13 protein-coding genes are annotated in these 14,925 nt (G+C 47.5%); all 13 read left to right on the top strand.

Annotated elements, in window-relative coordinates:
- The first annotated feature begins 11 nt into the window (after positions 1-11).
- The 13 genes from MSMTP_RS08615 (at position 12) to MSMTP_RS08675 (ending at position 14,786) form a co-directional block, all read left to right on the top strand.
- Positions 12-1,667 (top strand): VWA domain-containing protein, encoded by a 1,656-nt coding sequence (locus MSMTP_RS08615; RefSeq protein WP_048178653.1) that lies wholly within the window; start codon positions 12-14, stop codon positions 1,665-1,667.
- A 17-nt stretch (positions 1,668-1,684) separates the two neighbouring features.
- Complete coding sequence (locus MSMTP_RS08620; protein WP_048178654.1) at positions 1,685-2,824, top strand: toxic anion resistance protein; 1,140 nt, start codon at positions 1,685-1,687, stop codon at positions 2,822-2,824.
- A gap of 431 nt (positions 2,825-3,255) precedes the next feature.
- Complete coding sequence (locus MSMTP_RS08625) at positions 3,256-3,834, top strand: TetR/AcrR family transcriptional regulator (protein WP_048178655.1); 579 nt, start codon at positions 3,256-3,258, stop codon at positions 3,832-3,834.
- Positions 3,835-4,016: 182 nt separating this feature from the next.
- Positions 4,017-5,222 carry an aldo/keto reductase gene (locus MSMTP_RS08630; RefSeq protein WP_048178656.1) on the top strand — a complete coding sequence of 402 codons (1,206 nt, stop codon included), beginning with the start codon at positions 4,017-4,019 and terminating at the stop codon, positions 5,220-5,222.
- 455 nt (positions 5,223-5,677) lie between these two features.
- Positions 5,678-6,163: a MarR family winged helix-turn-helix transcriptional regulator gene (locus MSMTP_RS08635; protein WP_048178657.1), complete on the top strand. Its 486-nt coding sequence runs from the start codon at positions 5,678-5,680 to the stop codon at positions 6,161-6,163.
- A 119-nt stretch (positions 6,164-6,282) separates the two neighbouring features.
- Positions 6,283-6,642, top strand: coding sequence for a TrmB family transcriptional regulator (locus MSMTP_RS08640; protein ID WP_048178658.1), 360 nt, complete (start codon positions 6,283-6,285; stop codon positions 6,640-6,642).
- Positions 6,643-6,956: 314 nt separating this feature from the next.
- Positions 6,957-9,263: a hydrophobe/amphiphile efflux-3 (HAE3) family transporter gene (locus MSMTP_RS08645; RefSeq protein ID WP_231582973.1), complete on the top strand. Its 2,307-nt coding sequence runs from the start codon at positions 6,957-6,959 to the stop codon at positions 9,261-9,263.
- 52 nt (positions 9,264-9,315) lie between these two features.
- On the top strand, positions 9,316-10,176 hold the full coding sequence (locus MSMTP_RS08650) for a winged helix-turn-helix domain-containing protein (protein ID WP_048178660.1): 861 nt from the start codon (positions 9,316-9,318) through the stop codon (positions 10,174-10,176).
- A 125-nt stretch (positions 10,177-10,301) separates the two neighbouring features.
- Positions 10,302-11,369 carry an AI-2E family transporter gene (locus MSMTP_RS08655; RefSeq protein ID WP_048178661.1) on the top strand — a complete coding sequence of 356 codons (1,068 nt, stop codon included), beginning with the start codon at positions 10,302-10,304 and terminating at the stop codon, positions 11,367-11,369.
- A gap of 153 nt (positions 11,370-11,522) precedes the next feature.
- Positions 11,523-12,335: an ABC transporter ATP-binding protein gene (locus tag MSMTP_RS08660; RefSeq protein ID WP_082090561.1), complete on the top strand. Its 813-nt coding sequence runs from the start codon at positions 11,523-11,525 to the stop codon at positions 12,333-12,335.
- Positions 12,336-12,347: 12 nt separating this feature from the next.
- Positions 12,348-13,763, top strand: a complete 1,416-nt coding sequence (locus tag MSMTP_RS08665; RefSeq protein WP_048178662.1) for a hypothetical protein — start codon at positions 12,348-12,350, stop codon at positions 13,761-13,763.
- Positions 13,764-13,877: 114 nt separating this feature from the next.
- Positions 13,878-14,252 (top strand): potassium channel family protein, encoded by a 375-nt coding sequence (locus MSMTP_RS08670; protein WP_231582974.1) that lies wholly within the window; start codon positions 13,878-13,880, stop codon positions 14,250-14,252.
- 165 nt (positions 14,253-14,417) lie between these two features.
- On the top strand, positions 14,418-14,786 hold the full coding sequence (locus MSMTP_RS08675; RefSeq protein WP_052718333.1) for a potassium channel family protein: 369 nt from the start codon (positions 14,418-14,420) through the stop codon (positions 14,784-14,786).
- The last annotated feature ends 139 nt before the right edge of the window (positions 14,787-14,925 follow it).

The following is a 14,925-nucleotide window of genomic DNA, read 5'->3' on the forward strand; positions in this document are numbered from 1 at the left end:
GAGGCATCGGCATGCCGAACGAAAACAACAAACAAGTAATTTTGAAGATAATCGGAGCAGCAGTTGTAGTATTTATCTTAGTTTATGCGGCGATTACTATAATCGGACCCGATGAGAAATCGCTGGATGGGGTCGTTAAAGACATCAATGTGAATGCAGTCCCGCATCCTATGGGCCATGTTGACGTTTCCCCGGACCTGAAAAACTCCCTGTCCGAAGACTTGCCTGATATCTCCAGATACCCTCCGCAGGTTGATAGCAGCACACCCAGCTACATCGAAATATTCTCCTCAACAGAAAAAGCTGGCAGCGGTGCTGATGGCTGGCTAACGGAAGTGGCCAGGGACTTCAATGACGCGGGAATAATGATTGACGGCAAGCAGGTATCGATAAGGCTCAGAGGAATCCCCTCCGGGGAAGCCGCCGATTATATTATTTCCGGGAAGTACTTGCCGGATGCCTATACGCCGTCCAATGAGCTCTGGGGAGAGCTAATCATCTCCAGAGGGGTTAAAGCCGAGTTAGTGGAAGAAAGACTTGCCGGCAATGTGGCCGGGGTCCTGCTCACTAAATCCAAGAAAGACGAACTGGTAAACAAACACGGGGCAGTCAATACCAGGACGATTACCGATGCTGTCGCGAACAAGGAACTGGCGATGGGCTACACCAATCCTTTTGCCAGTTCAACCGGGCTGAACTTCCTGATCTCAACTTTATACACCTTTGACAGCAGCAACTTATTGAGCGACAAAGCAAAAGCAGGATTTGAGGGCTTCCAGGCCAATATTCCCGTGGTCGCCTATACTACTCTGCAAATGAGGGAATCTGCCAAATCAGGTGTTTTGGACGGTTTTGTCCTGGAATACCAGACCTATGTGAATACACCGGATATCGGGTACTACGAATTTATACCCTTTGGGTTCAGACATGACAGCCCGATGTATGCGATCGGCGACCTATCGGAAGAGAAAATGAAAATCCTGAACGAATTCGTTGAATTCTCCCAGCAGGAAAAGTACCAGATCCTGGCCACCGAGTATGGTTTTAACGGCTTTAATGAATACCAATCCGAAACCGGACCTGTCAGCGGCGATGTGATCATCCAGTCCCAAAAACTCTGGAAAGAAAAGAAAAAACCTATTTGCGCAGTATTTGTGGCCGATGTCTCCGGCAGCATGATGGGCGAGCCGCTGAACAATTTGAAAGATTCATTGCTCAAAGGTCAATACTACATCGGGGAGGACAATATGATTGGCCTGGCATCATATTCCAACGATGTCAATATCGATCTGCCGATTTCCAGATTCGATCTGAACCAGAGAGCCTTGTTTGTCGGAGCGGTTAATGATTTGCAGGCATGTGGCAGCACGGCAACCTTCGATGCGATTGCTGTCGCCATGAAGATGATCGAGGATCAACGGGATGCAGATCCCGATCTGAGACCGGTTATCTTTGTTCTCAGCGACGGCGAGACCAATAAAGGCCATTCGCTGAACGATATTAAAGACATTGTAGAGGACCTTGGAATACCTATATACACAATTGGCTATAATGCGGATCTTCCGGCCCTGCAGGCTATCTCCAGCATAAATGAGGCTGCCAGCATTAACGCCGATACCGATGACGTTGTTTATAAGCTGGGCAACCTGTTCAATGCCGAAATGTAAATACGGGAGGGGCTAAGATGGCTTTTACTATGGAAGTGCCCGATGAAGCGGCGATTAAGAGTGAGGTGGAGGAGCAGGTCAAACCGGTATCTGAGGAGGTCGCCCAGCTTCAGGCTGTAGCGGAGAAAAATGTTGCGGAAATTCTGACTCTGGATATCGATGAATTTGCCAAAAAGAAGCATATCCTCCAGTCGATCGAGTCTTTCGGGGCTGCCTCGATGAAAAGCTCGGCAGATAAAAATTCTTTGCTGCAGGTGACAGTCGGGAAACTGTCCAGAGACGGCGATGAAGGCGGCGTTGTGGCAAAAGGTCTAATGGATTTGAACCGGGAATTAAAAGACCTGGACCCCAGCCTGATTGATTTCACCAGGACCGGCATTTTCGGCAAGCTGTTCAACCCGGTAAGGGACTATTTTGCCAGATACCAGAAAGCAGATTCGGCGATTGCGGACATCATTGTCTCTCTGGACAAGGGGAAAACAATTCTGAAAAACGATAATACTACTCTGGAGATCGAACAGCAGGCATTGCGCAATTTGACTAAAAAGCTGATAAAAGAGGTCCGGCTTGGTACCCTGATGGACGAATCCATTGAAACGCAGATCGAAACAGCCAGAGCCAGCAATGAAGACCCGGAAAATATTAAATTTGTCACCGAAGAAGTCCTGTTTCCACTGCGGCAGCGGATTATGGATATGCAGCAGATGATCGTAGTCAATCAGCAGGGCGTAATGGCGATAGAGCTTGTGATCAGAAATAATAAGGAACTGATGCGCGGGGTAGAAAGAGCCAAAAATGTGACGGTTTCCGCTTTGAAGACCTCAGTGATGGTTGCCGGCGCTCTTTATAACCAGAAGATTGTCCTGAAGAAGATTCAAATGCTCAATGAGACCACTAATAATATCATCGGCAGCACCTCGCAAATGCTGAAGGAACAGGGGGCGGAAATCCAGGAACAGTCAATGGAAACCAATATCTCTGTCGAGACGCTGAAGACTGCCTTTGCCGATGTCATGGAAGCGTTGGATTCCATCAGCACCTATAAGCAGGAAGCTCTGCCCAAAATGCGGGATACTATCAATCAGTTCAGGGAACTGGCCGCCAGAAGCGAAGAACAGATTCAGCAGCTGGAGAAGGGTCATAAACTGGAGCTGTAGCTTAAGAAAGCCGATGTCTGCAGGGCTGCTCAGGCTGGAATGGGTAGATATGCAATATGTAAACTCCTTGAGGCGAGTGAAGCAACTGCGAGAAAGCAAAATTTGGTACACGTGCTCTCTTGTTGAAGCAACAATCATGGGTGTTTAAAATTACTAGGTCAGTTTTTTCCTCGGGGGCTGATTGTGGACCTGCTCGGTGTTCATGATGTTTTCTTTGCAGGCGGGCTTGCTCTTATTGCCGGAGATCTTCTTTTCTTTTTCATGTCACGACCGGGCAGCAATTCCTGTCATTCGGGGAAGCCCTGGATATGATAGAAGAAGTAAGTGGAGTGTCGGGGGCTACCTGTGCTCAGCTGGGGGAGCAAAAGTAAAACTTTTATACCGAAAACACCAATGACTGATTAGTCAATTTTCTTAGTTGAGAGTTTAACATGAACCGGCAGGTTAAGAACAAAAGAACCGCAATCATGGACGCAGCCCTGAAGCTCTTTACGGAGAGGGGTTTTCACGGCACGTCCACCGCGCAGATTTCAAAGGACGCGGGGGTAGCCACAGGGACCCTTTTCAACTACTTCCCAAGCAAGGAAGCCCTGATAAACAGCCTCTATTTTGAGGTTAAGGGCAGGTTAAGCATCTGTATAAAAGAAGGGCTTGATTCCGAAGCCACTTTTGAGGCCAGGATGAAGAAGCTGTGGTCGAATTTCGTCAGGTGCGGCGTTAATAATCCTGAAGAGTTCCTTTTTGTGGGACAGTTCAGTTCATCCCCCTATATCACAAAAATCACCAGGGAAGAAGCGATGAAGGAGTATGAATCCATCCGCGCTCTGGCGGAGGAAGGCTTCAGGAATGGAAAAACCGGAAATTATTCAATGGAACTGGCCATGATGATTTTTTACCAGTCCAGCAGGGCGGTGGTAAGTCTTGTTCTGGACTCCAGAAGCTCGCTGGATATGGATGAAATCATCGAGGAAGGATTTCAGATCCTCTGGAAAGGTCTGGCTCCCGAATAATTTTTTTCACGGAACTTTGGAGTGATCAGTCAATCATAAATGCCTGTAAACAAGCTAATTTCAAACAACTGACCTCAAAGAAAGAAAAGTGATCAATCAGACTTCAAATCAAAATTCAAATCAAAATTCAAATCAAAATCAAAATCAAACCAGAATCCAATCAAAAATAAGGAGAATGAAAAATGCTGTACAGAAAAATGCCAAAGAACGGGGACGAACTCTCAATACTGGGCTTCGGATGCATGCGCCTTCCCGTAAATGAAGACAGAACGATCGACGAAGAAAGAGCCAGGAAGCAGGTCCGCTATGCAATCGACCACGGTGTAAACTACATCGATACGGCCTGGCCCTACCACATGGGTGCGAGCGAGCCATTCCTCGGAAGAGCCCTTGCCGACGGCTACCGGGAAAAGGTCAAACTTGCAACAAAGCTTCCCTCCTGGATGATTGAAAGCCGGGACGAAATGGATAAATTCCTGAACGCCCAGCTTGAAAAGCTCAACACGGACCATATTGATTATTACCTCATCCACAGCCTCGTTGGCGAACTCTGGGACAAGGTTGAAAAACTGGGTGTGGCTGATTTCCTTGACAAAGCAAAAGCTGACGGGCGGATTATTAACGCAGGCTTTTCCTTCCACGGCTCGGGAGAGGACTTCAGGCGAATAGTTGACTCTTATGCCTGGGACTTTTGCCAGATCCAGTACAACTTCCTGGACGAAAAGAACCAGGCAGGGACCGAAGGCCTGGAATATGCAGCCTCGAAGGGCCTTGGCGTAATCATTATGGAACCCCTGCGCGGAGGAAAACTCGCAAGCCCCGTGCCTCCTGCCGTGGAAGATCTCTGGAATGAGGCTCCGGTTAAGCGGACAGCGGCGGAATGGGGCCTTCGCTGGGTCTGGAACCACCCTGAAGTAACGGTCGTACTTTCCGGCATGAACGAGGAAGCCCATGTGGAAGAAAACCTAGAGGTGGCAGGTGAAGCCTACCCGAATTCCCTGACTGAAACCGAACTTCAGCTTGTAGAGAAGGCCGAGAAAAAGTACCGCGAACTCATGAAAGCGGGCTGTACCGGCTGCAGGTACTGTATGCCCTGTCCTTCAGGGGTAAATATTCCTGCCTGTTTTGATGCATACAACAACCTGCACATGTCTGGCAATGCCGATGAAGCAAAGTTCATGTATGCAGCAAGTCTGGGTGGTGCCCTTGGAGGAGACCCCGGCTTTGCTTCCCAGTGTGTGCAGTGTGAAGAGTGCCTGGAAAAATGCCCCCAGCACCTTGAGATCCCCACCCTCCTTGAAGCCGTGGTAGAGGACCTTGAGGGGCCGGACCTTGAACAGAGGGTCGCCATGGCGAAACAGCTGTTTGCGAAGAAAACCATAGACTGAATATTCAGGACCTGACTCCGGATCCGGTATTTCAAAAGTGAACCCTGATAGATTGCTCGAAAAACCTTCTTAATATGGAGCACTTATCGAATAACATTCTTTTTTTGAAAAATGTGCATATTTTCCGGAGAAAATTGCAATTTTAGATCACATTTTCCATTTTCAGGGCATACTCTTGAATCCTCAGACATATCTATGTTAATGGATAAATTTAAATAGTATTGTACCATTTCGATGATAAATCATCAGTTGATTTTACATCAATATAAATACAAACTATCAGTTTATTGACCATCTGTATACTAACTATTGCGATTTCATCTGCTGAAATCTCAGCTATACCCGGAAAGGGAACCAGGTATGTGGTTGCTGAAGCCTTTTTGCAGGATTGCGAATCTGCAAAGTCATCAGTCTCTTACGGGCTTATTGCAGCCTTATAGATCCCTGGAGGAAACATGGACCCCGAATGTATTAAGAAAGTAAGGTTGATGGATCTTGAATTCCGAGCACTTCACAGTAAATTGTTTGAAGACCAGTTTTTTCAAAAAGTAGCCGCATCTGAAAATGCCGAACTCAAGGAGCTTAGCAAAAATCAACCTGGTGTTATCACGATAATTGGTCTGGTAAAGGAAGTCATGCCCTCGACTATCGGGACATATGTAGGCATGGACCGGAGCAGCCTTTCGAGAATGGTTGATTCTCTGGAAGCAAAAGGGTTTGTCCTGAGAAAAAACGATCCTGAAGACCGCAGAAAAGTCCTCATTTCCCTTACGGAAAAAGGGGAACGGTGCTATGAACTCCTGAATGAGATCTCCGAGGCGATGGCTGCCGAGCTTCTGAGCTTAGGTGATAAGCAGGATTTCAGGGATTTTGAAAAGAGCCTTGAAACGATGTTGCGAGTCATGAGGAAAATCGATTCGGCAATGGAAAGCGGAAAGTAAACCCGAAGCCCGTAACCCTCGAAAACATGACAAAACTACAGAAATAATCAAAAAGAATTATAAAAATAATTGATGTCGAACTTTAGTTTTTAGTTTAGTATCCTTCACGGAGCAGAAACATGACCCTGAAACTAATCAATAACCTTCAGAAACTAGGCTTTACGGAAAACGAGGCAAAGATCTACGCCTCCCTTGTCTGTTTGAAAGAGGGGACAGCCAGGGAAATCTATGAAGCAAGCGGAGTTCCCAGGCCCAAGGTGTACAAGGTCCTCAGGGGAATGGCGGAAAAAGGGCATGTCCGGATTATTGAAGGAGAACCGACCCATTTTGTTTGCCTCCGTCCCGATAAACTGATTTCCAGGATCAGGGCCGACTTTATGCTCTCCCTGAACGAAACCTTCTACAGCCTTAATGCCCTGAGCCTTGAAAGAGAAGTTCCGGATTTTGAAAATCCCGCAGAAATCGGACTAAGGTGCTAAAAAGAATTTCAGACAGATTTCAGTTTGATCTGTTTGGGGCTTTTTTGCAGCAAAATCATTGTTCAAAAGCTGTTGCTATGGAACTTTTCGAATAATACGAAAATTAACTGAATCAAAATGAACTTGGGAAAAATTCACTGAATGAAGGCCTAACTTGATTAAGGTTGACTGAATCAAAGTTGACTGAATCGAAAACCGGAAGAAATTAAATAATAATTAAAGCCTCCAGAGGGGGATTCTATATAAAAAACGTTTTTGAAAAACTGGGCATTTTTATCCAGAGCAACCGTGCAATCATACTTGCGGTTGTGTTTATGCTGGTCCTGCTCTCTTTCCAGGGAGCCCAATACATCGAAATGGCGTCCGGGACCGATACCCAGGTGTCAAAGGATTCGCAGCTGTACAAGGACTATGACCACCTTTTCCTGAACACCTTCAGTACGGAAAGCATTGTTGTGATGGTGGAAGGAAACGATGTTGAAACAGTGGACCTTATGAAGGCCGCCGATAGGCTGGAGCATCAGGTAGAGAATATCCCCGGGGTTACTACGGTCTCAAGCCCTGCTTCCGTCATGAAGCAAATTAATTATGCAAAAACCGGGAGGTCCAGAATTCCCGATTCTGATCCGGAAGTCTGGGAGATGATAGATAGCTATCCTGAATATTTCGAGTCACTCGTGCTTGATGATACCCATATGCTCATAGCTATCGGGATCGAAGGAAGCAGCACGGACCAGGAGCAGGAAGACATTATCAATAATGTGGAAATCGCCTCAAAAGAAGCCGATTTTCCTCCGGGCTATAACCTGATTATCACAGGCAGGCCTTCTCTTATGCTTGACATTAACAGTGAAATGGGAAAGAGTATGGGCGTACTGCTCGGGATTGCTGGGATTTTGATGGTAATCGTCCTTTTTCTTGTATTCAGGCATGTCAGGTGGGGACTGCTCCCGCTCCCCGTTGTCCTGCTGGGGATAGTCTTCACTTTCGGGTTTATGGGATATGCAGGGGTGCCCATGACAATGGTTTCCATGTCCGCATTCCCGGTGCTGATAGGGATCGGGATTGACTATGCTATCCAGTTCCACAACAGGATGGAAGAGGAAATCCGAGGAGGCAAAAATTCGGCTCAGGCCCTTGTTTATACGGTCAAGCACACCGCACCCGCCGTCCTGATTGCCCTAACAATGACGGCCCTTGGTTTTGTTTCTCTGTTTACCTCTGTCGTCCCCATGATCCAGGATTTCGGAAAACTCCTGCTCATAGGGGTAATCATGTGTTACCTTTCTTCACTCTTTTTCGGGCTGGTTACCCTCTACACTTTTGACTGGATAGCTCAGAAAAACCTGTTTGGGATGTTTAAGAAGGGGGGGCGCAGAAAAGGGGAAAATGGCTTCGATGAAGGGTTGGAGGATTTATCCGTCTCCGTCTCCGCAGGACATGAACCCGGAGCAATTGAAAAAACCCTGAAAAAACTGACTGGCTATACCCTGAAATACTCCACCGTAATTCTCGTAGTAGCGCTTTTGACCTGTTCCGCGGGGCTGTATGCCGACCGTTCTATTCCGATCCAGACCGATACCAACACCTTCATTCCCCAGGATATGCCTTCCCTGATCAACTTCAAGCATATGCAGAGTATCATGCCGGGGTCAGGGGACCACCTGAACGTCATTCTGAAAGTTGAGGATAATAGCGATCCCGAACTGCTGGAGTGGATGGACGAATTTTCCCTGCATGAAGTAGCAAGTAGGTCGCACATCTACAGCGCCACAAGTATCGTGGACCTGGTAAAGGAAAGAAATGGCGGGACAATTCCCGGAACTTCAGAGGAAATACAGGCAATATATGAGGAGATTCCCGAAAGTCAGAAGGAAATATATCTCGAGGGCGGGCAGTTGCTCCACATTGACCTGGACATAGGGACTGCAATGGCCGACCTTGAAATTACGGGAATCGAGGAATTACGGGAGATTGTCAAGGAAGATATTGGATGGATGCAGCCGCCTCCCGGGGTCACTGTTACGATCACGGGGGATTCCGTGGTTATCATTGATATGATTGACGGGCTTACAAATGGCCGGAGCCAGATGACCCTGCTTGGGGTTTTCCTGGTACTGATGGGCCTTCTGGTGGTTTACAGGGACCTCGTAAAGGCCCTCTCCCCCATTATCCCCATGATAATCGTGATTGGCTGGTCAGGCCTGGTCATGGCGGGCATGGGTATTGCGTATAACCCGATGACTGCGGTCATGGGTGCCCTGATCCTTGGGGTCGGGTCCGAGTATTCGATTCTGATGATGGAACGTTATTTTGAGGAAAAGAATGCCGGAATGGATCCTGTGGACGCAATCTACCAGGCAGTGTCTACCACCGGAACAGCCCTTATTGCATCAGGGGCCACAACCGTGTTTGGGTTTTCAGCCCTGATAGCCTCCCCGTTCCCGATGATCAGCAGTTTCGGGCTGGTCACGGTTATTGACGTCCTCCTGGCAATGCTTGTGACCTTCGTGATCTTCCCGCCCCTGATTATCCTGATGGACACCCACCGGGGAAAGGCTACGGAAATTTTTGCGAAGATTCTAAGGAAAAACAGCTATTCTGAACCTGTAAGTGTCTGATAAATGTCTGATAAGTGTTTGAATAATCGAAGGATTTGGAGAGGAAAAGAGTATGAAATCAAAGCTACTGGACACCCTATTCTTTTCGGAAAAAAGAAAGAACCTGCTGTTGTTCCTTGCCGATGGCCCGAAAAGTTCCGGGGAAATTAAGGAAGCTTTCGATTTTCCCTGGAAATCCATGATCCCGCAGATTAAGCAGCTCCTGAAAACCGGGCTGGTCGAAAAGGAAGGCGATATGTACAGGCTTTCTGGCATGGGTCCCGTAGTGGTTGCAAACATGAAGCACCTGCTCGGGACTCTGGAGCTTTACGAAGAGAATATGGATTACTGGAAGGAACATGAGCTCAGTTCCCTTCCCCCTTTCCTGAGAGAAAGAATCCATGAACTGGAGCGGTGCCGGGTTATCCCTCTCAAAAACGAAAGTATCCTGCTCCAGAACAGGGTACTGAACAGCATCCTGGCTTCAGGCCGGGTCAGGCTCTTTTTTTCAGCCTTTTACTCCGAACTTCCGTTTTTTTATTCCGAACTCCTGGAAAGAAAGATCGAGACCGGGATCATAATCAGTGAAGCCGCTTTTAAAGACATGCAGGAGGAACTGCTTGAAGACAAAAATTCCCCTGAGCTGAAAAACTCCCTTTTCGGGACCCTTTTCAAGGGGTACAGAAAAGAAACAGGCAAACTCCTGGACCGGGAAAACCGGGACATTTTTGTATATACAGGGACCAGACTTCCTGCGGCAGTCCTGCTGACCGATGACCTTCTTTCGGTTGTGCTTTACGGGAAAAACGGGGTACTGACAAATCAATACCTGCTCTGTCAGGAACCTGGAGCTTTGAAATGGGGAGAAGAATTATTTATGTACTACATGAACAATTCAAAGCGGGTTTGTGATTACGAAGCAATCCGGAATTAAACGGACCTTTAACTCCTCAGGCTATACGTTTATATATAGTTTAGAAGTTTATACAGAGAATGTGAAAAATTAAAAAGAGATGTACTAACAGGAAGAGACTAAATAATAGGAGACGGGCGGGAAAAATGGCACTTAGCGCTAACAGGTACGTATGGAGGTTTCTGTTTGCAATCTCCGTAGTTTTTTCAGGTTTTTTTGCGGTCCTGTTTTATTTCCAGGACATTTTCATAGTCCTTATTCTCGGGGCTATCCTGCTCCTGATCAGTGAAAAATTACTCTCCGGCTTCAACAGGGTAATGGACAGGTTCCCGAACCTGAACCGGAAGGCTATAGGTTTTTCCCTGATCCTTCTTTCCCTGTTTGCTGTTGTGGTTCTCATCAGCAGCCAGATGGACGAGATAGCCGCCCTGCTTGCCGAAGCTGCAAAAGTGCAGCAGGACTTTACGGGCGGGGCTTCCGCGCTTTTCGGGAGCGAATCGAGGTTTACAAAGCTAACGAATTCCGGAGTTATCAAACCCGGCGACCTGCAGGAAGTAGGCAACGCCATCTTTACCGAATTTACCGGAATCATATCAAAAATTTCATATTATCTCTTTGCAGGAGCCCTCATAATTCCCTTGATGTTCAGCATGTATTTCAGGCACCGGAATAAGCTTGCCAGCTACATCGGCGAATATGCTCCTCCGAAACATGCCGAGATTATCGATAGGGGTTTAAAGGACATGGGAAGAGAGCTTGAAGATTTCTTCAGCGCAAAGATGATCGAAAGTTCTGTTGTGGGCCTGATCTGCTGCATAGGTTTTTATCTTGCAGGAGTTGACGGCTGGTTTTTCCTGGGAGTCCTGGCAGGTTTCCTGAACATCATCCCCTACATCGGCCCGATAATAGGGGCGATTCCTCCCATAATTGTGGGCTACCTGACCAGCCCGGAAACAGCTATCCTGGTAGCAGGCACGGTTTTAGCTGCCCAGCTTGTGGACAACTTCTACCTTATCCCCTTCATGATCTCCGAAAAGGTAAACATCAACCCCCTCCTGAGTGTGGTCCTGACCCTGGCCGCTTCCAAGCTGCTCGGCCCCCTGGGGATGGTATTTGCAATTCCGATTTTCATCATATACAAGATAATAATTACCGAGTCTTACAAAGCACTGATTAAAATTTATCCTGACGAGGAATTACGGCTTGAAGAATAAAGGCTTTCAGAATAAAGGTTTGCGGAATAAAGACTTGCAGAATAACGGTTTGCAGAATAACGGTTTGCAGAACAAAAATTTGCAGAATAAAGGCTTGCAGGGTTTACCCCGATAATGAAGAAAGACTAGCAAGACTTGCAGGAGCCAGGGATTATGATTGAGGTAAAAGGTCTCTCAAAATCTTATGGGAAAATAAAAGCAGTGGACAGCGTGGACCTCTCCGTTAAAAAAGGGGAACTTTTCGGGCTCCTGGGCCCAAACGGCTCCGGGAAAACCACCATGATAAAAATGCTCACGGGTCAGATAAAACCGGATTCCGGTTCCCTGAGGGTACACGGGGTGGACGTCCTGGAAGCTCCTCTGAAGGTCCGGGAGCTTGTGGGGGTAATCCCTGAACAGGAAACCCCGCCCAGTTTCCTGACTGCTGAAGAGTACCTGTATTTCGTTGCAAAAATCAGAAAGCTGGAAGGATACGAGGAAGCCTGTGAGCGCTGGTTCGAGTTTTTCGATTTCGGAGAGCAGAAAAACGTGCTCTGCAAAGACCTTTCCCGGGGTACCCGCCAGAAACTGATGTTTGCCCAGGCTTTCCTGCACGAGCCGGAACTTGCAATCATCGACGAGCCCCTGATCAACCTGGACCCGGTTATGCAGCGGAAAGTAAAGGATTTCCTCCGGGGTTACGTGAAAAACGGAGGCACGGTTTTCATCTCCACCCATATCCTGGAAATCGCAAAGGAAATCTGCAGCAGTATCGGGATCATCTATAAAGGCAAACTCGTCCATAGCGGGCGCATGGACAGCCCCGAACTGGATGACCGGAACCTTGAAGATTTCTTCCTGAAACTGGTGGGAAAGCCCGGGGAAAGCCAGCTGAACACCGGCACTGGCGCCGGAATTCACGGGAATCACGGGAACCTGTCCAAAATAAATCAGGCAGAAACGGATGAAACAGAAATAATTGCATGAGAATGATCGCCTATGCTTGACATTTTCAAAAGCATGATGAAAGAAGAGTGGCGGATGCACTCCAGCCTCTTCGGGCACAGCGGCTTTGCCCTCTTTCCGGTATTCATCTTCCTCTTCACGTTCTTTGTGAGCCTGGTCCTCCCGGTTTTCAGGGTAATCGTTACGGATAAGGGAATCGCTCTCGGGATGCACTATTTATTCCTGCTGGTAGGCGGCATGGTGGGCGCTTTCGGGCTCATGGGAAGAGAGTTCATGAACCGGCGCTTCGGGCAGGCAAGCCTGATTACATATTCTTCAAGGACGCTTCCGGTTTCCGAGAGGGTCGTTTTCCTGAACTTCCTTGTAAAAGATGTTGTGTACTATTTTTTCCTCTACGTCCTGCCTTTCGTTGCAGGTTTTGCCCTGGCGGTAAAATTCGTGCTTCCTTCGGCTGCCGAAAGTTTCAAAATCCCGCTTCTCACCCTCACGCTTTCCCTTTCCTTCATGATCGGGCTTTCAGTTGTGTTTTTCCTTTCCACGGTCTATGCCCATTCGGGAAAAGCAGTGCTTGCCGGTTTATTGCTGGCATTTCCTGCCCTGCTTTTTGCCTCCGGAAACTTCAATGGGGAAACCCTGTACGCCCTTCCGGCACTTGCCTTTTACCTTGTTCCTTCCCAAACCCGGCAGCTTCTGGTCTCGGCTTTCCTTGTACTCGTCCCTTCCGCTCTTTCCCTTATCTTCCTGAAAGTGGACTATCCCCAGGTGCAGAAGAGTTTTTCCAACTCCTTTTCCGGGCTTTCCTCCCGCTTTGGCTCTTACCGCTATGCGGCTTTTGTTGCAAAGGACTTCCTTGACCTGAAAAGAAGTGAAGGCGGGCTCGGGAAAATCATATTCTCCTTCCTGCTCCCGGCCACACTGGTCTGGGTGCTGCTTTCTGCCCTTGGAAACGTGATCCCGGCTCTCGACTCCCTGCTCCTCTTCTCCCTGGTCCTGGGGGTGCTTTCTTCCTCGATGTACAACTGGCTTACGGAATTCGACCTGTTTTCATCCTACGCTTTCCTCCCCCTGAAGGTCTCGGACGTGATAAAGAGCAAACTCGACAGCTATGCCTTCTTGAATGTCGTCCCCTTCGTTTTCCTCTTCGGCCTCGGCTTGAGGACGGCACCTTACACTCTTGTCCCCTCTTTGCTGGTCTTCCTCTCCATATCCTTCTACATGGTCACGGTGCTTGTCTACCTGACAGGGCTTTACCCTTCGGTGAACCTCTACAATGGAAAGACCTTTGCACTCTATGCCCTCTCAATAGTCCCGGTCCTGATCCTCAACATCGTTTTGTCGATTTTGGGACCCTACTATCTGCTTGCAGACCTGGCGCTCGTACCTGTGGCCGTTTCCCTGCTCGGAAGGAGTTTCAGGAAATGGGACGGGCTGGAAAACCCGCAGTTTTGAGAAGATAATGTCTTCTGTTTGAGATACGTTGTCAGTTATTATTATAACGAGTTGATGAAGATTCGGAGTTGATGAGAATTTGTACCTGACTTCAAAGCTAAGGAGAAAGAAACCATGCTCCCTTACTTAATCACATTTGTGATGTTTCTGAGATCGTTATACGAACTGATTAAAAAACCGGAGACTCGTGCCCTCTTATCTTCCGTGGCTTTTGTCCTTATTCTCGGGACTTATGTATTCCACAACGTCGAGGGTTGGAGCTGGCTTGACTCTTTGTATTTTTCAGTAATCACACTGACGACTGTGGGGTACGGAGACTTTTCTCCGCAAACGGATGTGGGTAAAATTTTTACGATGATTTATATCTTTGTAGGGCTGGGAATTCTGTTCGGGTTTGTTGATGTTATCGGGGAGCATATTGTGAACAAGAGGGTGGAACACATTGAGAAGAGGAGAGAGAGAAGAGAACAGAGAAGAGAACAAAGATAAAGAAGGGTTCATCGAGCTTCTTCCTCCCTTTTTGATTCTTTGCCTTTTTGATTCTTTGCCCTTTTGTTTCTTCCCCCTTTTGCTGATCGGCATTTTCGGGTAAGCTGCCATAGAAGGTATATTTTTAACCTTTTGTTATTATATTCTTAAAGGGGGGCAGGATTAATGTTATCTATTTTCATCACTTTACTGTTGTTTCTCAAGACCTTAAAAAACCAGCTTAAAAATGAGGAATTGCAGACCCTTTTAGTTATAGTAGGGCTAATTCTTATTCTGGGTACTTTCTTTTACCACAACATCGAGGGCTGGACCTGGCTTGACTCATTCTATTTTTCGGTAATAACCCTGACAACCGTGGGATATGGAGACTTTTCCCCTCAAACGGATCCGGGAAAAGTTTTCACAATGGTCTACATCTTTTGCGGGCTGGGAATCCTCTCCGGTTTTGCCACTGTAATTGGAAAGCAGATCGTTGCTCACAGGCTGGAAAAGGTGGGGAAGGCAAAACCGGAAGGGAAAGAGTCAGAAAAGTAAATCCGTTTACTCCTGCCTGCCCGGAGGGAGGGTTTTGAGAATCAAGCATGGGTATTTGTGTGCAGGATTTGTGTGCAGGATCACGCCTTCCAGTGCCTGAAAAAATCTGCAAAGAATCCCCCGTCTGGTTTTTGAAAAC

The organism is Methanosarcina sp. MTP4 (genome assembly GCF_000970045.1).
GTDB lineage: Archaea > Halobacteriota > Methanosarcinia > Methanosarcinales > Methanosarcinaceae > MTP4.